This window comes from Flavobacterium undicola, assembly GCF_009909155.2.
GTDB lineage: Bacteria > Bacteroidota > Bacteroidia > Flavobacteriales > Flavobacteriaceae > Flavobacterium > Flavobacterium undicola.
On sequence record NZ_JAAAPM020000020.1, the window covers coordinates 56,921 to 78,942 of the forward strand.

Genomic DNA, 22,022 nt, shown 5'->3' on the forward strand with positions numbered 1-22,022 from the left:
CAATAGACTGCAATGGTATAATCTACCATTGCAGTCTATTGATAATTAAACCATCATAAACTTTTTGATTTCTTTGTCGGAAATCTTAGGATTGGCTCCTTCGTGACCTGCCACTAATGCACCAATGGCACAGGCATAGTTCAAGGATTTTTGCGGCGATTTACCTCTCAACAATCTCACAATCAAAGATGCCAGAAAAGAATCCCCAGCTCCAACGGTATCCACCACTTTTATAAAATAACCACTGTTGTAATAAAACTTATCATTGTAATACAAAACTGCCCCAAAAGCACCTTTGGTTACACAAACATGTTTTGTATTTGTTTTTTCAGCAATGAATTTAATGTTCTGTTCAAAAGAATGATACGGTGATTCTAACAATTGGCTTATCTCATGTAGTTCTTCATCATTAAGCTTAATAAAATCAGCCTTAGACATTAATTCAAGAAGCACTTCTGCCGTATAATATGGCGCTCTCAAATTGGCATCCAAAACTTTATATTTTGCCTTGTCCAAAAGACCATACAGCGTCGATCTGGAAACCTCATCACGGCAAATCAAACTTCCAAAAACAAAGGCATCTGCTGCCGAAACTTTTTTATCCATTTCTTTTGTCGGCACAATTTTATCCCAGGAAGAGGGATAGTGAATGTCATAAGAAGCATTTCCTTTATCATTAACCATTACATGAACCACTCCTGTATTATAATCTGCACCTACTTGAATAGCATCGGAGCTGACACCTTGTTCATTTACAAAAGACAGAATTCCATTTCCGTCTTCATCAGCACCAACACGGCTTATCATCGTTGTTTTTACCCCTAAAGAATTCATTCGAAGCGCAACATTCAAAGGAGCACCGCCTATTTTTTTATGCGTCGGAAAAAGATCCCATAAAACCTCGCCGAAGCAAACAACGTTTAATGATTTTTTTTTATTCATTTTTTCTAAAATTTTAAACTCTAAATTATTTCACCTCATTGATTTCTAACACCACACTTGTTCTTTGTAAAGTAACATTGGAATTGAACCCCGCTTTCATTAAAAAATCCCCCGTAAACACCCTGTCAGCAACAAGTGTTGAAGTTACTCCCGGATACAGGTTAATTTCTTTTACCGTATATTTTTTCTTTGGATCCAAACCATTAAAAACTACCGGTCGTTTAGTCGCTGTAATGCTAAATCTGTTGTTCACCAAATAGTTAAAAACAACGGCTTTACTTTTATTTTCATTTACATACATCAATGCCGCAATATCATTTTCATGCGGATTAACCAAACGAAACATATCGCCATGCCATACGATATCTTTGAATGTGTTATAATTACTGATGGCTTGTTTACAAAATATTTTGTCATTGGCATCTAATTTTCCAGCTACAATATCGAACCCTAATTTACCCATACTGGCCACGTCCACTCTAAATTTCAGAGGCTGTTTTCCCCAATCGGTAACGTGATTATCTGTCGCGATAGAAGGAAAGAAGTACGAATAATCCCATTGCAGAAATATGCGCTCTACAGGCTCGGTGTCATCACTTGGCCAAAACTCGGTGAAATATTTCAAAAATTCATAATCACCACGACCACCACCACCCGAGCACAACATCATGGGAACTTTTGGATATTTGGCACGAATGCGTTGCAGTACTTTATACAATCCTTTAATATAATCTACATACAGATTAGACTGAGGAATTCCTTTTTTATGTAGATAAGCCGAATACGCGTTATAAATAACCGCATTACAATCCCATTTGATGAAAGCCAATTCGGGATTTTTCACAAACAAATCATCCACGATGCCAAAAACAAAATCCTGAACTTCTGGATTCGACAAATCCAGCACCAACTGATTTCTATAATAGATTTCAGGTCTTTCCGGTTGTCGTATTACCCAATCCAAATGTTTTTCATACAATTCACTTCTTGGATTTACCATTTCAGGTTCAATCCAAATACCAAATTTAACTCCTTCTTTTTGAGCTTCTTTCACCAAATAACCCAGTCCGCTTGGCAGCTTCTTTTTATTTTCCTGCCAGTCTCCCAATCCTGCATCGTCATTATTTCGTGGATATTTATTGCCAAACCAGCCATCATCCAATAAAAACATATCGACACCCAAATCTTTAGCGTCTTTAAATAAGGCTTTTATTTTATTTTCATCAAAATCAAAATAGGTCGCCTCCCAATTGTTCAATAAAGTAAGGCGCTCTCCCTGACCATCCAATATCCTATATTTTCTGGCCCAATTGTGTAAATTTCTACTGGCTTCCCCTGTACCATTATTCGATAAAGCATAAATTAAAGAAGGTGTCTTAAAAGTTTCGTTTGGTGCCAATGCATATTCAGAAGCAAACGGGTTGATTCCCGCAATAAGACGAAGATTTTTATGGGAATCAATTTCGAAATCTAATTTAAAATTACTACTCCATGCCAACTGTCCTAACATAACAGTTCCTTCATTTTCTGAAGCTGGTTTGCCAAATGAAACTATAAAATTAGGCGTTTGTAACAACATCGCTCTGGTCCCCAATTTAGAATCCACCGTTCTTATTCCTTGTAAAAGTTTGGTTTCAGCAGGCTGCATTTCTTTTAGATATTCTCCTTGAAAACTAGTCAGATAAAAATCTTTATTGGCAAAGTATAAATTAGCCGAAGCATATTTTTGCAATACCACCGGTTTTTTCTCTTTGTGTTTTATTTCGGTCCATTGCTCGATTATATTTTCTTTTTCCCAAACTTTATAAAACAAAGTCACCTCAAACGGATAAGCAGGATCTTTCAAAAGAATACTGGTAATCGTAGTATTGGCATCTATTTTTTCTTTTTTATGACTCACATACTTCAACTCCAACGACGGATTTCCATCAGCATGTTTTACCTGAATCGCAGGCTCAGAAAGATTCCAAGTCCCCGCAGGAGTGTACGCCGAATTATAAATTCCAGCATTGGATTCATCATAATTATAATTTGCAGCAACAGCCTTATACTCACTTTCGTTTTCAAGCGGTTTCCCAAAATACACCGTTCTCAATCTATTGTTATTGTCTGTTTGCATCAATAACACATTATTTTCGGTGGAGATAGGAATGATTGTTTGTGCTGATACATCAGCTATACCTAACACAAAACCACAAAAAAACATGATTCTATTCAAATATTTTACTCTTTCCTTTTTCATAATTCTTGTTTTTAAAACGCTGATTTTTTTTGAATGTTTTTAATGTGCATGATGTGTTATTCCATTGAAATCAACTAAAACACCTTCTAAACAAAGCACATTCAACACCTATTTAGATTCAAAATTAAGAAACAGCTAAGGGCAAGTAGAAACTCGCCCTTAATCTGATTCAACTAATTTAAACAACCATTATTAACCTTATTTTTAATACTTAGGATTTTGTTTGTATAATCCTCCAGTAAAATCAATTTCCCTTTGAGGTATTGGATAATACTCATCTCTACCAGCTGTAAAATGAGCACTTGAAAGGAAACTTTTATTAGCTCTATTTGGATTTTTTTCAACAGCAAGATAAGCATTTAAAACTTGCTCAGCTTCCCCCCATCTAACAAGGTCAAAAAAGCGAGGTCCTTCCATTCCAAACTCCAATCTTCTTTCAAATTTAAGTGCTTTCAAAGCATAGGCTTTATCAGGAAAAGAAAGATATTGCCCCATTTTATAAACATTTGAAGCTCCTGCCGCCAATGGCATTGCTGTACTGGCTGCCGCTCTTGCTCTTATTTGATTAATAATTGGTAGTGCCTCATCTTGTCTATTCAATTGAATTAATGCTTCTGCTTTGAACAATAATACATCTGCATATCTGATAAAATCCACGTTTTTAGAAGTACCTACGAAAGGTCCGTTTTTAACGTAACAAGAACAGTCTGGCGATTGTTGCTCTTTCATATTACCAAAGAAACCATAAACTCCAGGATCTCTAGCCCAGCTAAAGTTATAAACCATATCTCCTGATGTTTTCAGCGTATTTTTATATTTAAATGGTCTTCCAGGAATTCCTACTGTATGATCAATTCTTGGATCAAGTGTTACTCCTGCGGTTAATGATGATTTACCACTACCATCTACTGCAGTATAAATATCTGAAGTATTAAAAGTATCCAATAACGGTAAACCTGTAACAGGATCAGTTTTGAAAGCATTCACCATATTTTGACTCGCCAGGTGAAAACCACAACATCCATAAAGAGGGGTTCCATGAGGTGAATTCAATCCTGTAACAAAACTTACTCTTCCTGTATTAGTTCCATCATTGATAGAAAATTGAACAGCCCAAATAGATTCTGGTCCATTGTCATGACCATCTAAGAAATTGAAACCGTAATCAGGCTCTAAACTTCCCGTTACCTCGTTAGCATAGTTGATAACTTCCTGCAATCTGGCAGCATTAATTCCTGTAACTTGGTGATCCGCATTTTGTTCATACGCTTGATACAATCTCAGTTTTGCTAAATAAGCCGATGCAGCATTTTTATCAGCTCTACCCACTTGATCTTGTGAAGGAGGTAAATTATCATGTGCAAAAATAAAATCTTCGGCAATTTTATTCCATAATGCATCTGAAGATAAATCATTTGAAGTTTTCAAAATTTGCTCCTTAGTAAGATCTTCTGTAATAAACGGAACTTTATTAAATAATAACTTCAACATAAAATAAGAGTGAGCTCTTAAAAAACGTAATTCTGCCTGTCTGGTTTTCTTTAACGGATAATCTGCATCCGGAATAGCATTGATTACAGATAGAGCAAAATTAGCTCTGGAAATCGCTTTATAATGATTTGTCCAGGTTCTAGGAAGCATCCAGTCTCCATAATCAGCAATAGTAGTATTGTATTGTTCATAGGTATCAATCACATCAACATCTGATCGACCTCCTCCACCTTTGTAGGCATCGTCAGAACGCACACTACCATAAACCCATTGACTTGTAATAGGTCCAATCATTTCATCATTTCCAATAGCAGCATAGGCAGCATTAACAAGAGCATCCGCATTGGCTAAAGTAGCAACTTGATCTGGTGTCAATACTCCTTTAGGTTCATAATCTAAAAAATCTGAGCTACATGATGCCAAAAATAAAATTGACAAAAAGCTAATAACTATTTTATTATATTTTTTCATGGGAATTAATTAAAAGTTTAAGTTTACACCTAATGAGAATGTAGTAGGCACTGGTATTCTATTTATGTTTGTACGTTCCGGATCAGAACCTATATATCCTTTTGGAGTTAACCAAAATAAGTTCTCCCCTTGGGCGTATATTCTACAACGAGTGATGAAACCAGTTTTTTCAGTTATACTTTCTGGTAGTGAATACCCGATTTGTATGTTTCTAACTTTGAAATAAGAATTGTTTCTTAAAAAATATTCTGACATCTGATTGTCATTATGTGCCAATGAAAGAGACGGAACATCAGTATTGGTATTTGTTGGTGTCCAAGCATTAAGCGTTCCTGGACCCGCATTTTCTCTACCTTGAACAAAATTATTCCAATAAATATAAGGATCAACTCCTTTTCTTCCTGTCACTCCTGAACCAAAGATGGACATATCCATATTTTTATAAGCCAAACTAATATTAATACCATATTCTAATTTTGGTTGTGTTGAACCTATAAAAGTTCTGTCATTAGAATCTATTTTTCCATCAGGAACTCCATTAAGACCACTAATATCCACATATTTAATGCCTCCTAATCTAGGAGCTACTTGTGTAGCATGAGAATCAATATCTGCTTGCGATTGGAACAAACCATCGGTTTTGTATCCAAAAACTTCAAACTGGGAATGACCAACGATAGAATTAGCTGCTGTTCCCGGATAAGCTGTTCTCACTTCTTCAGGTAATGCTGTTATTTTGTTTTTAGTAGCACCAAAGTTAGTGGTAACATTAAAATTCAATCCATTCTCTAAAGTATCTGAGTATCCTAAAACTAATTCCCAACCTTTATTCGAAGTAGATGCTCCATTCACAAAACGCTGTTGTCCTTCTCCTAAAACTGAAGCAACTGGTGGTTTAATTAATATCCCGTCTGTTTTTCTGGTAAAATAATCAAACGAACCTGATAATTTGTTATCCAAAAAAGCAAAATCCAAACCAACATTTATCTCTTTAGTAGATTCCCATTTCAATCCTGAATTGGCCGCTTGTATAGAAACAAAACCAGATGGTAAATTCCCTGTATTAATTCCACCCAAATCATAAGCCGTTCCTACATTATAATAAATATTAAAAAAATCAGGAATAAAAACATTTTGATTAGCCCCATATCTGGCTTCATACAACCCTAAACTGGCAAAATCTCCAATGGATTGATTTCCTACCTCACCATAACCTGCACGAAGTTTTAATGACGAAATTGCTTTAACATTTTTCAAGAAATCTTCATTGTTGATTTTCCATCCTACTGTAGCAGCTGGAAAAATACCATATCTGTTATCTGCTCCAAATCGAGAAGAACCATCTCGTCTTATAGTAAAAGTTGCCAAATATTTATCAGAAAACGCATAATTTAATTTTCCAAACTGAGAAAGCAATCTACTTCCTGTTGTAAGACCATTTGATGTTCTGGCTCCAGAAGCAGCCGATAAAACAAAATACGATTCTGTTTCTACAGCAAAATTCTCTGCACGGGCTAATAAACTATTAAAATCTGTTTTAACCGATTCTACCCCTACGACAACACCAATTTTATGATTTGAAAGTTTTACATTATAACTTAAAGTATTGGATATCGTTAAACTAGAATACTTGTTGGTATCGTAAGTTAAGCTATTATTAGTTCTGTTAACAGATCCATTACTAACCATTGGCTCAATGTCTTTTCTGCTGAAATCATTAAAATCAATACCAATACTATTTCTATAAGTAAGATTTTTTATCAGATCTATTTCTGTAAAAACATTTCCATATAAAGAAACTCTCCTTGTATTATCCCATCGGTTTAAAAATTGCATCAACAAAGGGTTATTTCTATCAGAATAACCAGAACCTAATGGTCCTCCATATCCACCAGAATTTGTATAAACAGGAATTGTTGGTGCTAATGAAATAGCTAGAGCAGGAACCGGAGAATTTCCTACATCATTAGCCGCTAATTTTTCATTAGACTGTGTAAACTGTGTATTAACACCAAATCTAACCTTATCATTAAACAATTTAAAATTAGTATTTAATCTTGCAGTATATCTTTCATAATTCGTGTATCTCAACATTCCTGTATTGTCTAAATACCCTAAATTCAACATCGCATTCATTTTATCTGAACCTCCGGAAACAGACAAATCATTATTGACAACAAACCCTGTTTTATACACTACATCCTGCCAATTAGTATCACCTGCAGGAACATTAGTATTACCCCCAACATAAGGCTTAACCGACACACTATTTAAAACCGGCTTACTCAAATTCTGATTCCAGTCAAAATTATAGATTTCTCCATAACCATCTTCTGGTTTCGCTCCATCATTAACTGAAGCTTGCCATAAAACTTTTCCACGATCCACTGAATTAAGCATATCATATCTTTGTTTTTTCTCTGACATTGCAGAAACACTAGTACTATAAGAAACACTCATAGCTCCTCCTTTTGAGGCATTCTTTGTGGTTACTATGATAACTCCATTAGCTGCTCTGGAACCATAAATAGACGAAGCCGAAGCATCTTTCAATACCTGAACCGACTCTATGGCACTTGGATTTAAACTTGCAAAAACTTCAGGTCTTACCGTAGGAACTCCATCAATTACATACAATGGATCTGTATTTCCCAAGGTACTTACCCCTCTAATTAAAACTTTGCTACTAGTCCCACTAGGATCTCCTGATTTCTCAATAGACAAACCGGCAACCCTACCCTGCATAGCCTGCATAGCGTTACCCGAACTCATACTTTGACCCACGATTGGTTTCATTTCAACAACAACAACAGCACCGGTCACATCGACTTTACGTTCTTTAGAATATCCTGTTACAACAACTTCAGTTAATTGTTGCGATTCTGTTTTCAAAACAACATTAATCGTTTCTTGTCCATTTACTTGCACAGTTTGATTGGTGAAACCTACATAGCTAAAAGTCAAAGTTGCTTTTGCATCTACATTTTTAAGTTCATAATGACCATCAAGATCAGTTGTAACCCCCTTATTAGTTCCGGAGACCAAAACAGATACTCCAGGTAACGACATTCCGTCTTCGGAAGAAGTTACAGTTCCTTTTATTCCTATGTTTTGGGCCGTAAGTGAAAAAAAGGACCCCATTAGAATTAAGTAAAGAATGATTTTTCGTTTCATAATTTAGATAGTTTAGTTAAAATTTAATTGGTTAATTGTTAAGTTTTCGATGGTGAAGTCGAAATTTTCCTTGGTAACAGCAAATGTTTCCATTGGTTTTTCCGGAAAAAATATTTCTGTCATTACTGTTTTTCCATTATTATAAAAGACTTCAATTGACGTTTTATCAACGATAACTCTTACGTCAATTTTATCAAAATCCTTTGTAATAGGCGCTTTAGAAATTTGCTTTGCAAAAACATCTGAAAAAGACAAATCCCCTGATTTTTTTCTGTCAATAAAAAAGTAATTCTCTTTTTTATTGATACCGAAGCTTATGGTATTATTGGAACCATTAGACAGTGAAAATGTATAGACATCTTTCTTCAAGTTCTTCAAAGTAAACTGAATGTCTAACTTTGTTAAATCAACCAGCGATTTATCAATTAAGACTGTTTTTTTATCCTTAATTTTAAGTGTTTCTTTTTTGATGGTCTTTGCTACATAATTTTGTAATTCCCTAACCGGCTGAGAAGAAACCCTGTAATGATTATCCTCTTTAATCAGTTTTAATTCTCTTGGCATAGTCATACTGCTTCTCCATTTTTGAGTTGGAACTTTTTGGGCATATTCCCAATTGGACATCCAACCCATAAACAACTTTCTACCATCGGTTTCTGAAATATTAGACCAGGTAACCCCAGCATAATTATCTCTTCCATAATCTATCCATAAGCCTTTTTTCTGATTTATGTCTTTAGAAAAAGATTCATCCAGTTTAAATGTCTTACCGTCAAAATCTCCGACAAAATATTGCGTAGCCGACCCGCCATTAGGTCCTCCCGGATTGATACTCAGTAAAAGCACCCATTTGTATTCATCTGAACCTTCTACAAGCAGCGGGAAGAAATCAGGACATTCCCAAACACCTCCGTGAGCACCAATATTTTCACCAAAATCAGAAAGCAGTTCCCAATCTTTTAGGTTTTTTGAAGCATAAAACATCGTTTTATTCCCAGCAGCCAGAACCATCAGCCATTGTTTATGAATATTATCCCAGGTCATTTTTGGATCTCTAAAATCTTTTTTACTCGGAAACTCAATCACTGGGTTATTTTTATATTTAGTCCAAGTCAGGCCTTCATTTAACGAATAAGCGATTCCCTGAGATTGTACTCCTGGCGCATTGGCTTTCTCCTTCTCAGGATTATGATAGGTAAACATCGCTACGATAGGTGGATTTTTCAGACTCCCAAAACCGGAAGTGTTTTTTAAATCAACCACTGCACTTCCTGAAAAAATATATCCTTTTTCATCCGGATAAATAGCAATTGGTTTTTCTGTCCAAGTCACCATATCAGTACTTATCGCATGTCCCCAATGCATCGGTCCCCAAACTGTTGAATCCGGATAATATTGAAAATAAAGATGATAGTAGCCGTTGTAATAAAACATCCCGTTAGGATCATTCATCCAAGCTTTTTTAGGTGTAAAATGAAAATTTGGTCTGTACAGTTCTTCATTTGAATACTCTTTTTTATCTGCAAACGGAGTTTGTTTACATCCAAACAAAACCAGAAATCCTATTGCGCTACACACTAATCTGAAGTAGCTCTTTTTATTAATTTCAATCATGACTTTATTGTTTTATTAATTTTTTACTTAATTCTTCTAAAGAAATTCCTTTAGTTTCCGGCATTAAAAACGCAACAAACAAGAGTTGGAAAACCATCATTACAGCAAAGAACAAAAACACCACTCCGGGACCTATCGTAGAAAATAAAAACGGAATCAACGATGGAATTATAGCTGCCAAAATCCAGTGGGTCGTACTACCAAAAGCCTGTCCGGATGCCCTAAGATGATTCGGGAAAATTTCTGAAATGAAAACCCAGATTACAGCACCCTGTCCAATGGCGTGGGAAGCAATAAACAAAAACAAGAATGTCGGAACAGCGATTCCCTGCCATTTCAAAAAGAAAGCCATGGCAACAAGACTCAGTGAAATAATATAGCCCACTGAACCGATGTACATTAATACTTTTCTACCCAATCTGTCAATCAGGGAAACACCAATTAACGTAAAAACCAGATTGGTGGCTCCAATTCCTATACTGCTTAACAAAGCGGTACTTTCTCCCAAGCCTGCTTCCTGAAAAATTCTTGGCGAATAGTATAAGAATGCATTAATTCCTGACAATTGATTGAAAAAGGCAATCAGAAAGGCTAAGATTAAAGGGGTACGGTATTTTTTCAGGAAGATATTATCGTTTGCCAGAGCAGCATTGTTATTATCGAGTTCAATCTCCTTTTTCATTTGTTCATACTCTGCTTCCTGTCCCATTAATATCAATACCTTCTTAGCCTCCTCATTTCTGGATTTAGACAACAACCATCTTGGGCTCTTTGGTATAGTAAAAATGAACAGCGTATAAATAAGGGAAGGGAAAGCTTGTACTCCCATCATCCATCTCCAGGAATTCTCACCCGTATTTCTCAACAAATAGTTAGAAAGGAACGCCATCAAAATTCCTAAAACAATATTAAATTGGTAAAAAGCAACCAATTTCCCTCTGTCTTTTGCAGGCGCTATTTCAGAAATATAGGCTGGAGCTGCAATTGTAGATGCTCCTACACCAAGACCTCCAACAAATCTGAAAGCAGCAAAAATATAGGGATTATTTGCCAGGGCAGAACCAATGGCTGAAAAGAAAAACAATATCCCTATCCATAACAATGTTTTCTTTCTTCCTATTTTATTCGTTGGTATCCCACCGAATATGGCTCCAAAAACAGTACCCCATAAAGCCATTCCCATTACTACAGTTCCATGAAAAGCATCAGAGGAATTCCAAAGCTCTTGTAGCTTTTTATCAGCTCCTGAAATAACGACTGTATCAAATCCAAAAAGGAATCCTGCTAATGAAGCAATCACAGACCAAACAACTATTTTTTTCATTATAAAAAATTATTAAATTGAATTACTAATATATTCGTAAAAAAAAGCTTTGTATTTTAAATATGTAACAATTACTTACAACTCCTTCTACAAAACCACTCCCTCCTATAAAACACCTGATTTCAGTAGCTTACCCCAAAAAAAGACGAAAATCTATTTCGTTATAGTTATAAATACGTTACATCAATTGCACTGATGTTACCTCAATATTCAAAAAACAGAAGCCTTTTTTAGCATTTCTATTTCCCTTTTATTCCGTTTAGATGCTTTTTTAAGAGAACGCTAGGATTTTTTTGTGAAAACTTTAAGTGAATTGATTTTCCAAAACACCTATCAGTCTGGCTGATTTTATTCTGAAATTGAATTAAAAACGAAACCATACTATATTTTCTATGTAACATTTTCCCAAGCAAATGCAACGCAAAACACAAAAGCAAAAAGAGCTAGAATAACAGAACTTTTCTTTTAGCACATGTGTATTATATTTTCTTCAGTCGGAACATCTTTGTTTCATGACGCTGTACCTTACCATTCCATTTTTTGCCTTTACCTATCACTTTGTGTTCCCATAAATCTTTGATCTCGTAAGTTTCATTCAATCCCAATTCAGTAAAATTTATTTTTGATATCTGGATGGTTTCTGAACGATTTACAATTGCGATTGCAGCATCACCATTTGCCAATGGTTTTACAAATACACTCCAAGTATCATTCTTGATTTTACAAACTGCCTGTTTGCCCAAAGCATCCTGATTAATAGCAATTACCTCATCATTTAATAAAATACGTTTGGTTTCGGCATTCATATTCCGAACATCATTAGATGCTGCCAATGGAGAATTCATCATAGACCAAAGACTCATCTGGCTTTGGTATTCGGCAACAGTACATCCAACCCCACCAAAATCACCCGAAGGCCCTTTTTTACCATAAAGCCCAACCACAAGCATATCCATATCATTCCAATGTCCAGGTCCTGCGTAGGATGCGTAATCCTGTGAAAAATCTACAATATCTAATATTCCGGCTCCCTCAGTATGCAAATCTTTAGCTGTTTTAACTGGCTTAAGACTTCTCCATTTATCTCTGACATCACCAGTTGTACGCCATAACTGACCTCCAACCTGTCCTCCCCAAAGCCAAGGTTTACGATCACCCCATTCGCAAATACCCAGCACAATATCACGTCCGCTTTGACGCAAAGCATCCGCCATTTTTTTGTAACGTGTTTTAGCTATTTCCATATCATCGGGAGCACCGCAATAATCGTATTTCAAATAGTCAATCCCCCAAGAAGCAAAAGTTTTGGCATCCTGTTCTTCAAAATTCAAACTGGCAGTATAGCCCCCGCAGGTTAAGGGTGCTGCGTCCGAATAGATTCCTAATTTCAATCCTTTACTATGCACATAATCTGCAAGTGCTTTTATACCCGAAGGGAATTTTACAGGATCAGGAATAATGTTGTTTCTATTATCTCTTCCGCCCTGCCATCCGTCGTCAATAAACAGATGATCATAACCGGCTTTCGCCATACCACTGCTTACTATGCCATCTGCCATTTCACGTATGTCTTTTTCATTAAAATTATCAGCAAAATAGTTCCAAGTCATCCAACCCATTGGCGGAGTCGGTGCCAATAAAGAGCCATTAGCCGATTTGGTTTGCGCTTCTACACTTCCATAACTCAAGCAGAGTAGCATTACAATAAGTCCAAAAATTTGTTTCATTATTTATAGTATTTTTTATTAAAATATCACAGGCTAAAAACCTAGTGTAAAGACATCCCTATTTTAAAAACTGTACATTATCAAACTCACGAATATTTTTAAATTTATGTTTGGCAAACTCCGTATCATCCCCTAAACAATATTAAACCGATGAAAAGCATCAGAGGAATTCTAAAGCTCTTGCAGCTTCTTTTCTTCTCCTGAAATAAGCATTATATCAAAACCAAAAAGAAATCCTGCTAATGAAGCAACCACAGGACAAACAACTTTTTTTTTCATTATCAAAAATTATTAATTTGAATTGCTAAGATATCCGTAAAAAAAAGCTTCATATTTTAAATATGTTACAATTACATACAACACATCAAAACCAATACAATCTTCCTTTCAAAACACTTGATTTCAGTAGATTAAAACCTAAAAAAGATGAAAAACTATACCGCTGTAGTTATAATTATGTTACATTAATTACAATGATGTTACGCTAGTTTTCAAAAAATGAATGTTGGTATTGGTTTCTTAATTGGGATTTAACACATTCTTATGCTTTTTATAAGAACACAATATTTTTTTTGTGAAAATTTTAGGCAAATTGATTTTTCAAAACACTATGAATTCAATCCTATTTGTTTTAAAATTGAATTAAAATGAAACCATAGTATACTTTTTCTATGAACTATTTTCGTAAGTAAGTCAAACAGAAGAATCTTATTTCAAGGAATCGATAGTGTATTCTTTTAGAATTATAAAACCGTTTTTTGTTTACCTCACCCCAACCCTCTCCAAAGGAAAGGCAGTTGGAAAATTGGATTATTTTATATTTCTAAATGCTATTATTCTTTTAGAACAGTTCTTTTAATTTGACGATGATAACGACATAAAAAAAGCCCGTCAAAATATCTTTTGAAGGGCTTGATTCTAAAGCTAAAAATAAGCACGCTCTTTTTCAAAACGTGCTTATTACAAATGAAACTGAATTCTCTTTTACATCTGTTTTGGACTTATTTAAAAATTTTCAAGTCTGAAAAAACAACCCATAGATTTAGGTTCATTTTATAAAACTGATGACAACTATATATTTTTATATTCTTTAGGAGAAATTCCAAATTTATTCTTGAAGGAAGTCGAAAAATAATTGGGCGATGAAAAACCAACGGCATACGCAATTTCCGAGATGGTCTGATCTGACTTTTTCAACAGTTCTTTGGATTTATCCAATCGCATATTATTGATATGATCACTGATACTGATTCCTAATATCGCTTTCACTTTTCGGTACAATTGGACACGGGAAATCGCTAAATCCCGAGCTAAATCTTCAACGGTATAGGATGAATTCTCCAAGTTTTTCCAGATTAACTCATTTAGTTTTTTAAGGAAATCCTGTTCCGAAATACCAAAACCACCTTCCTCAATATTTACAATATTATTGGTGTAATAAAACCGTAGTTTTTCTCTATTAAAAAGCAATCCTTTAATAGACTGCGCCAACACTTTTAAATGAAAAGGTTTGGTCAAAAATATATCTGCTCCACTATCCAAAGCCTTTAAATAAGAGTCCTGATCATCTGAAGCAGTCAATATAATAGTAGGAATATGGGAAGTTCTCAAATCTTTCTTTAGTGTTTCACAAATTTGGAAACCATTCATTTCCGGCAAATTCAAATCACAAATAATAATATCCGGAATCAACTCCAAAGCTTTCTCCACGGCATCAGTACCATCAGAAGAGAAAAAAGTATACTCGGTAGAAAATTTATCCGAAATAAAATCTGAAAGATCTTTATTGTCCTCGATGTACAAGATGGAATATTTATCCTCAGTATTTTTGGGCTCCACTTTTTGAATCACCTCTGAATCCAAATAATCCGATTGATGAACAAAATCTAAAACCGGCTCTTTTATTATCTCTTTTTCATCAAGATGTGCCGTTCCTAATGGTAATGTAATTATAAATTCGGCTCCATTTTTTGAATGAATTTCTATACTTCCTTTGTGCAGCTCAACAAAATTTTTGGATAAATGCAATCCAATTCCGGAACTGTTTCTATAATTATTAGAACCTTGATAAAAAGCATTAAACACTTCTCCCAATTCATTATCCGGGATTCCAATTCCTGAATCCTTAAAGTGAATTTTAACTATATTATTCGTTTTATCTTCTTTAATGGTAATCGAAATTTTTCCTTTTTCAGGAGTAAATTTGAAGGCATTCGATAACAAATTAAAATACACTTTATCCATTAAATTACGATCCAAATACACCTCTAATTCGGGGTTAGTTGTTGTTAATGAAAAGTCGATATTCTTTTTCTTTGCTTCCCGGTCAAAATCACAGACAATACTTTTGGAGAAATCCAATAGATTGGTTTGAGATGCTCTTAATGTAAATTTATGTCCCTCTGTTTTCCTATAATCCAGCAGCTGATTGATCAAACGCAGCAATCTTCTGGAATTATTATACATCAAATTGATTTCTTTATTTACAGAAACCCCCTTATTCTTGAATTCTGCTTCCAAAGACTCTATAGAACTCAAAATCAACGTCAAAGGCGTTTTAAACTCGTGTGACAAACCGGTAAAAAAGCTCAATCTTGCCTCATTACTTTGCTTTAATTCATTAGAAAACTTCTTAATCTCATTTCTCTGATTCTTAATTTTTTTATTGGTGTCTTCTAATTCTTGTTTCTTACGACGAATTACAATTCCAGAATAAATGCTGTAAATAGCAAGGCTCAACACAATTAGCAATAAAGAAATCAAAAGTTTAATAAGATTACTTTGAGTTGAATATTTTATTGACTGATTTTTAATAACACTTTGTTGTTGCTCTATATCCGATTGCTGGATAGTTATTTTATCAAATTGATTGCTCAGGATATCCGCATTCAGAGAATCAATCAATATCGTATTCAGTTTATTATTTTTAGGAACGATTTCTTTATTTGCAATTTTCAATGCTAATTTAACCGCCTCTGCCGCCCCAGTTGGATATAAAACTGTTCCTTCTAAAATTCCATCTTTAACCAATTGAAGCCCTCCGGTGGGCCCGTTAAGTCCATCAACCCCAATAATTTTTATCTTTTTTTCTAAACCTCTTTTCTTAAGTACCATCCAGGCTTGGTATGCAATTACGTCGTTATACGCATAGATATAATTAATATTTGGAAAGCGGTTGAGTATTTCCACAAAACCTTCTAAGGCCAGTTCATCCTTTCGCGCTTCCATAGTAACCACTTTGATACCCGGATATTTATCTAAAACCTGTCTAAAGCCTAAATTCCTTTCAAAACCAGGGGAGGTAGAAGAATTGCCTTTTATCTCGATAACATTTGCATTCCCTTTAGACAATGAAACAATATGTTTCCCCGCTATTCGCCCTACTTCAACATTATCAGCACCTACATAAGCCATATAATTTGACGTATTAACTTTTCGGTCTACTATTATCACAGGAATCCCCTTGACACCTGCTTTTTCTATTACCGGGACAATAGAATCCGATTCAAAAGGAGAAACAATTATGACATCCACATTATTCTGAATCATCCTTTCAATATCCTGAATCTGTTTTTTTACTTTACGATTAGCATTGTAGATTTTTAAGTTAACCTCAGGATGAAGAGATGCCTCTACGGTCATTTCATGATTCATCGATATCCTCCAGACATCTTGGTTGATACATTGTGAAAAACCGATTGAGAGTTCCTCTTTGTCTTCTTCTGATGACTTACATGAATTTAGGACACTTATAAAACCTAAAATCACAATGAAAGAGACTTTTCTTAGCATATTTATATAAATTAAATAATGATAGTGACTGATTATAATACCGTTTGTTTTAATTGCTTTTAATATTAAAACTTTTAACGGTTCAAAAAATATGATGAAACAGGATAATTTCAATCGTGAAGTAATTGTCTTTTTAACAAAAATTAAACACTAATTGCAAACAAATATATAAAAACGCAGCTATACTACTTTATATATCTCAAGAAAAAACATAGTATTTTTTTTATCATTCAACTTCAAAATTTAGCAATTAATTATTGTAACGAAAATAACATACAAAACTAAATTTCAATTAGGCATAATTAAATTATCCCCTTTGAAATTAATCATCGTAGCAATCGTAGTAAACAAATGAGGATGCTGTTTTTTAAAAACATCTGGTGTTTCAAAAAAATGTTCTAAGATGACAGACAAAAATTCAAATTGGTTTTCATAAGCATACAATCTAAAATAGCCTTTGGTTCTCAATTCGGCATTTAAATCAACATCATTATAATATTGTATCACTTTATCAAATTCATCCCGAAAAATAACCGCACTGGGATCTCTTTTTTGGAGACAATGAAAATGCAAGGCGTGTGAAAACTCATGTAATCCCAAATTAATATTATCATTCAAGGTGCTATGCCCTAAAACAAAATCTTCCCAGGAAAAAGCAATCACCTTCATTCTTGGGTTGAATTCTCCTTTGTGAAAAGCTTCATTTGTTGTTGAATAATAATTGGTAGCATAAATCAATATTCTTGAGAACTGATTGACCAAATAATTTCTCATTCCAAAAGTCAACATCACATAAGTTCCGGCAATAAGCACTCTCATTTCTTCAGTCACGGTAATGTCTTTGCCTATGAATTCATATTTTCCTATAAATTCATTTACTCTATGTTCAAAATAGCGTTTCTTTTTAATAGATAGTCTCCGGTAAAAAGGAAATTCTTTTTCTAAAACTTCTTTTTGAATGTCATTTAACTTTTTAAGAACAAGATATCCATACAAAAACAATGGCTTTTTAAAGGCTAATACATAAACAGGTTCAATAATTCTAAATACAATTACCCGAAAAGCGAGTATCCCAAAAAGTAGAATCAGTATAATTTTAAACAATACATTAACATCCATTGAGGCCATTTTATTTTAATACCATTTAAAACATAAAGCTTCAAAAATAACCAAAATTGCTTGATTATTTTTGAAGCTTTAAATTTATTTGTAACCTCCGTAGGATTCCAACTCTAACACTTAGAGTCGGAATTTTATATTTTATTAAGCCATTGGGTAAAATTATTTTTTGTTCCGCCACGAAGTGTCTGGACTTCACAAAAAACACTACTATAGACTTTTTTATTAAAAGTGAAAAAATAGATTTATTAATTTTCTTTTTTGCTTGATCAAAAAAGAAACAAAAAAATATTCATGCGTTCTTATTGTTTTTTGGTATTCATGAATCTTCGATTTCAAGTCTTGCGCTTCCTCGTCGGTCAAATTAGTTTTCGAATTAGCTTCGCTCTGTTCGCCTTCGGCTCGAGTCTAAAAGAAAAGAACTCTCCGCCGCGGCGGATCAAACAGCTTTTCTTTTTACGTATTCTTCAAACATTTGACACTCGACTGCGGAAGCTAAGGACAGTTGAATCTCAAAAACAACAATGTTTTGATTTATGGCTGAATGCAAAGACAAATATCATTTTATATTGATTTTTCTAGAATAAAAATTATACTCAAAGAGTTAAATCAACTCTAAAACACTTTCTTTAAGCTTGATTTTTTCTGCAACTTCTAAAATATCCGTAAGAACACTTCTTGCTGTCACCTGTCTTCCTGCCCCTGCCCCTTGAATTACAATAGGCTCTGCATTGTTTTTAGTATATATTTCAACCAGATTATCTGCCCCTTTTAACTGACCTATAACGGAGTCTCTGGATACCGAAACCGGCTTTACTTGCAATGTTTTTTTTGCAATATCTAATTCGCCTATATAGCGTAACACATTATTTTCTGCTTGCGCTAATTTGGCTAATCGAAAAGGCTTATCTAATAACGACTTGTTGCGGGTATAATCCGCTTTTGAATTGTTTTCATTCAAATTTGGAAGCAATAACGACACAATTTTCACATCTGAAAAATCAAATTCGTTTTCGATTTCACGAGCTAAAATGAGTAATTTTCGTGCAACATCATTTCCGGCTAAATCTTCACGAGAATCCGGTTCTGTTAAGCCTAATTTTTCAGCATCTTTTAATATTGCCGAAAAATATTCCTCCTCATTCGAAAATCGATTGAAAATATAACTCAATGATCCTGAGAAAACACCTCTGATTTTTGTGATTTTTTCTCCTGAAAAATGCAAATCACGAATGGTTTTAATCACGGGTAAACCAGCTCCAACGGTAGCTTCATACAAGAAAAGTTTATCGTGTTTTTTTAATATTCGACGCAATTCTTTATAAAACTCAATATGTAAAGTATTGGCTTTTTTATTGGCAGCCACAATATTAAAACCGTTTTGGATAAGCGGAATATAATTTTTAATAATTTCAGAACTGGCAGTAGCATCTACCGCAATTAGGTTTTCTAATTTCTTTTCCTGTACATAATCCAATATGTCCTGAAATTTATACGGAAATGCCAATTTTGTAAAATCGGCTTCCCATTTATTTTTAACGCCTTCTTCTTCAAAGAAAGCTAATGTAGAATTTGTAATTATTGGAAAACGCAAATCGATATTTCTTTTCTCAAGAAAAAACCGTTGGCTTTCAATGACCTGACTTAACAATTCACTCCCTATATTTCCAATTCCAAAAAGGACTACATTTATTCTTATTGCTGACATGATTTCTCTATTACTAATTATACCATTTATAATTATTATATCGTTTTGGTATAATGCCGTTGTATATTTCATTTAGTACAATGTATATTGGACTAATTTGAAATAACAAACGGTATTATTGTTTTTTTTAACTGCCCCCTACTAACCAACGAGGGCAGTTATAAAAAAAAACCAAAAACAAACTAAACTAACTTTTCAACCGGAAGCTGTACAAAAGCCTCTTTTAAATCGGCTTTTAAATCTTCTATATCTTCTAATCCTACTGATAGGCGAATTAAATCCTGAGTAACACCAGTAGAAATTTGTTCTTCTGCTGATAATTGCTGGTGCGTTGTGCTGGCAGGGTGAATAATCAGAGACTTGGTATCTCCTATATTTGCCAAAAGAGAAAACAATTTCACTCCATCAGCTACCTTTTTAGCGGCTTCAAATCCTCCTTTTAAACCAAAGGTTAAAACACCACTCTGCCCTTTTGGTAAATATTTTTGTGCCAGAACATATTGCTTACTCACCTTTAAACCTGGATAATTTACCCAAGCCACTTCTTTTTGAAGTTCCAACCATTGGGCTAAAGCCAATGCGTTTTCACTATGTCTTTTAACACGAACTGCCAAAGTTTCTAATCCCTGAATAATCTGAAAAGCGTTAAATGGGCTCAAGGCTGCCCCGTAATCTCTAAGACCTTCGATACGCACTTTTGCAATATAAGCGGCATTCCCTAATACTTCATGATATACTAAACCATGATAACCGGCAGACGGTTCCGTAAATTCAGGGAATTTACCATTGCTCCAATCAAAATTTCCTGCATCGATAATTACACCTCCAAGCGAAGTTCCATTACCCGAAATATATTTGGTCAATGAATGAATAACAATATTAGCTCCGTACTCAATTGGGTTTAATAAATAAGGCGATGCCACGGTATTGTCTACAATAAAAGGCACTTTAAATTGCTTAGCCACATCCGAAATAGCCTTTAAATCCAGTACATCTAATTTTGGATTCCCTAAACTCTCAGCAAAAAATACTCTTGTATTTTCTTTGGCTGCATTAATAAAATTAGATGGGTCAGCCGCGTCTACAAAAGTGGTTGTAATACCTAATCTAGGCAAGGTTACTTTTAGCAAATTATAAGTTCCTCCATATAAACTATTGGATGCAACTATGTGATCCCCTGCTTTCAATAAAACCAATAAGGCGGTTGCTATTGCCGATGTTCCTGAAGCAGTAACTACTGCACCAATTCCTCCTTCAAGTTTTGCTAAGCGTTGTTCTAAAATATCATTTGTTGGATTATTTAATCGCGTGTAAATAAATCCTGCTTCGGCCAAACCAAAAAGATTGGCAGCGTGGTCCGAATTATTGAATACGTAAGAACTTGTTTGGTAAATTGGCACAGCTCTTGTTCCTGCGTTTTTTGTTACGTCGTGTCCTGCGTGTAATGCGTTTGTTTCAAATTTTTGAGTGCTCATGATTGATATGTTTTTAATTTTTAAATATTATTTTATTTCTTATTGAAAATTGCTTTTATTAAAAAAGTCCTTTTGGACAGCTCACCAAAAGGACTTTTACATTTCATAGTGAACTATGATTATATCTTCCGTTTTAGGCAATAGCTTTCCGTGCTGCACATTGGCATCATACAACACAGTCTCATTGTTTTTGTAATTGATTTCATCTTTTCTCTACTTTTATGAATTTGTTTTTCATTTTTTTAAATTATATAAAATCTATAAAATTAGTAGATTTTAAAATCAAAAAACTCACATTGCAAATGTATAACTATTTTTCAATTACAAAAAAATATTTTTATTTATTTTTCAAAAAAGAATCAGTAAAAATTACAACTAATTAAAATACAGTAAATTACAATTAAAATATTTCTAACAAAAACAATAGTAATCTATAAAAACAATAGACTTTAATACTAAAAATAAGGTTATAAACGGATTGCGTCCCAATTTAAAAACAACATAAAATAATATTTTATAGATATAAACCATCTATAAGAGCCTGTTTAAAATTCATCAAAATTAACTTCCCCACCCCCTAAGTTAAGAACTAATTCTGTTAAAAAGTACAACCTCCTGAATATAGAAAAGCCACCCCGCCCGTTGGGCACCCCTCCAAAGGAGGGGAAATTACGCGACTTCCCCTCCTTTGGAGGGGTGCCTGACACAAGCGACAGCGAACTGGCGAAGCAAAGGCGGGGTGGTTTATTTACTATTCCTTAACTTAATGACATTGCCCTTTAAGGACGGGGAAAAGAAAATTTCTTTTTTTTAAATAAATTTATTGAGTTATACACTTAATATCTGTTTTATGTTTTTTTGATAAATCGGTTTTGCATTCACCATTCTTTCTATGGATTTATGAAAAATACTTGTTTTAAATTGAGAACGGTTTATCCTAAAA

General features: G+C 34.2%; 12 protein-coding genes and 1 pseudogene. 1 reads left to right on the plus strand and 12 read right to left on the minus strand.

Annotated features, from left to right (window positions below; genetic code table 11):
• Positions 1 to 45 precede the first annotated feature (45 nt).
• From GTZ96_RS12410 to GTZ96_RS12440, 7 genes are all read right to left on the minus strand, one after another.
• A complete protein-coding gene (locus GTZ96_RS12410) occupies positions 46 to 942 on the minus strand; it encodes a carbohydrate kinase family protein (RefSeq protein ID WP_161644236.1) in 897 nt (298 codons plus the stop codon).
• Between the two features lie 25 nt (positions 943 to 967).
• Positions 968 to 3,184: an alpha-galactosidase gene (locus GTZ96_RS12415; RefSeq protein WP_161644237.1), complete on the minus strand. Its 2,217-nt coding sequence runs from the start codon at positions 3,182 to 3,184 to the stop codon at positions 968 to 970.
• A 204-nt stretch (positions 3,185 to 3,388) separates the two neighbouring features.
• Positions 3,389 to 5,146, minus strand: a complete 1,758-nt coding sequence (locus GTZ96_RS12420) for a RagB/SusD family nutrient uptake outer membrane protein (protein ID WP_161644238.1) — start codon at positions 5,144 to 5,146, stop codon at positions 3,389 to 3,391.
• A 9-nt stretch (positions 5,147 to 5,155) separates the two neighbouring features.
• Positions 5,156 to 8,320 (minus strand): SusC/RagA family TonB-linked outer membrane protein, encoded by a 3,165-nt coding sequence (locus tag GTZ96_RS12425; protein WP_161644239.1) that lies wholly within the window; start codon positions 8,318 to 8,320, stop codon positions 5,156 to 5,158.
• 12 nt (positions 8,321 to 8,332) lie between these two features.
• A complete protein-coding gene (locus GTZ96_RS12430) occupies positions 8,333 to 9,934 on the minus strand; it encodes a glycoside hydrolase family 32 protein (RefSeq protein WP_161644240.1) in 1,602 nt (533 codons plus the stop codon).
• A 4-nt stretch (positions 9,935 to 9,938) separates the two neighbouring features.
• A complete protein-coding gene (locus GTZ96_RS12435) occupies positions 9,939 to 11,258 on the minus strand; it encodes a sugar porter family MFS transporter (protein WP_161644241.1) in 1,320 nt (439 codons plus the stop codon).
• Positions 11,259 to 11,737: 479 nt separating this feature from the next.
• A complete protein-coding gene (locus GTZ96_RS12440; protein WP_207720185.1) occupies positions 11,738 to 12,985 on the minus strand; it encodes a glycoside hydrolase family 27 protein in 1,248 nt (415 codons plus the stop codon).
• A gap of 341 nt (positions 12,986 to 13,326) precedes the next feature.
• Between GTZ96_RS12440 and GTZ96_RS12445 the strand changes: the two genes are divergently transcribed.
• Positions 13,327 to 13,473: a hypothetical protein gene (locus GTZ96_RS12445; protein ID WP_181033184.1), complete on the plus strand. Its 147-nt coding sequence runs from the start codon at positions 13,327 to 13,329 to the stop codon at positions 13,471 to 13,473.
• 583 nt (positions 13,474 to 14,056) lie between these two features.
• Here the strand turns inward: GTZ96_RS12445 and GTZ96_RS12450 are convergent.
• The 5 genes and pseudogenes from GTZ96_RS12450 to GTZ96_RS12470 form a co-directional block, all read right to left on the minus strand.
• Entirely contained in the window at positions 14,057 to 16,777 is a 2,721-nt protein-coding gene (locus GTZ96_RS12450; protein WP_161644242.1) for a substrate-binding domain-containing protein, read from the minus strand.
• A gap of 288 nt (positions 16,778 to 17,065) precedes the next feature.
• Positions 17,066 to 17,896, minus strand: coding sequence for a zinc-dependent peptidase (locus tag GTZ96_RS12455; protein ID WP_181033185.1), 831 nt, complete (start codon positions 17,894 to 17,896; stop codon positions 17,066 to 17,068).
• 604 nt (positions 17,897 to 18,500) lie between these two features.
• Positions 18,501 to 19,676: a homoserine dehydrogenase family protein gene (locus tag GTZ96_RS12460; protein ID WP_317168904.1), complete on the minus strand. Its 1,176-nt coding sequence runs from the start codon at positions 19,674 to 19,676 to the stop codon at positions 18,501 to 18,503.
• A gap of 110 nt (positions 19,677 to 19,786) precedes the next feature.
• The gene (locus GTZ96_RS12465) at positions 19,787 to 21,079 is read right to left on the minus strand and encodes an O-acetylhomoserine aminocarboxypropyltransferase/cysteine synthase family protein (RefSeq protein ID WP_161644244.1); all 1,293 of its coding nucleotides are present in this window, start codon (positions 21,077 to 21,079) and stop codon (positions 19,787 to 19,789) included.
• A gap of 828 nt (positions 21,080 to 21,907) precedes the next feature.
• Positions 21,908 to 22,022 (minus strand): annotated as a pseudogene (locus GTZ96_RS12470) (IS1595 family transposase); the annotation flags it as partial.

Bases quoted from the DNA above. Each gene is read 5' to 3' on its own strand.
- GTZ96_RS12410 (WP_161644236.1), bottom strand. From the start codon at position 942: ATGAATAAAAAAAAATCATTAAACGTTGTTTGCTTCGGCGAGGTTTTA.
- GTZ96_RS12415 (WP_161644237.1), bottom strand. From the start codon at position 3,184: ATGAAAAAGGAAAGAGTAAAATATTTGAATAGAATCATGTTTTTTTGT.
- GTZ96_RS12420 (WP_161644238.1), bottom strand. From the start codon at position 5,146: ATGAAAAAATATAATAAAATAGTTATTAGCTTTTTGTCAATTTTATTT.
- GTZ96_RS12425 (WP_161644239.1), bottom strand. From the start codon at position 8,320: ATGAAACGAAAAATCATTCTTTACTTAATTCTAATGGGGTCCTTTTTT.
- GTZ96_RS12430 (WP_161644240.1), bottom strand. From the start codon at position 9,934: ATGATTGAAATTAATAAAAAGAGCTACTTCAGATTAGTGTGTAGCGCA.
- GTZ96_RS12435 (WP_161644241.1), bottom strand. From the start codon at position 11,258: ATGAAAAAAATAGTTGTTTGGTCTGTGATTGCTTCATTAGCAGGATTC.
- GTZ96_RS12440 (WP_207720185.1), bottom strand. From the start codon at position 12,985: ATGAAACAAATTTTTGGACTTATTGTAATGCTACTCTGCTTGAGTTAT.
- GTZ96_RS12445 (WP_181033184.1), top strand. From the start codon at position 13,327: ATGTTACAATTACATACAACACATCAAAACCAATACAATCTTCCTTTC.
- GTZ96_RS12450 (WP_161644242.1), bottom strand. From the start codon at position 16,777: ATGCTAAGAAAAGTCTCTTTCATTGTGATTTTAGGTTTTATAAGTGTC.
- GTZ96_RS12455 (WP_181033185.1), bottom strand. From the start codon at position 17,896: ATGGATGTTAATGTATTGTTTAAAATTATACTGATTCTACTTTTTGGG.
- GTZ96_RS12460 (WP_317168904.1), bottom strand. From the start codon at position 19,676: ATGAAATATACAACGGCATTATACCAAAACGATATAATAATTATAAAT.
- GTZ96_RS12465 (WP_161644244.1), bottom strand. From the start codon at position 21,079: ATGAGCACTCAAAAATTTGAAACAAACGCATTACACGCAGGACACGAC.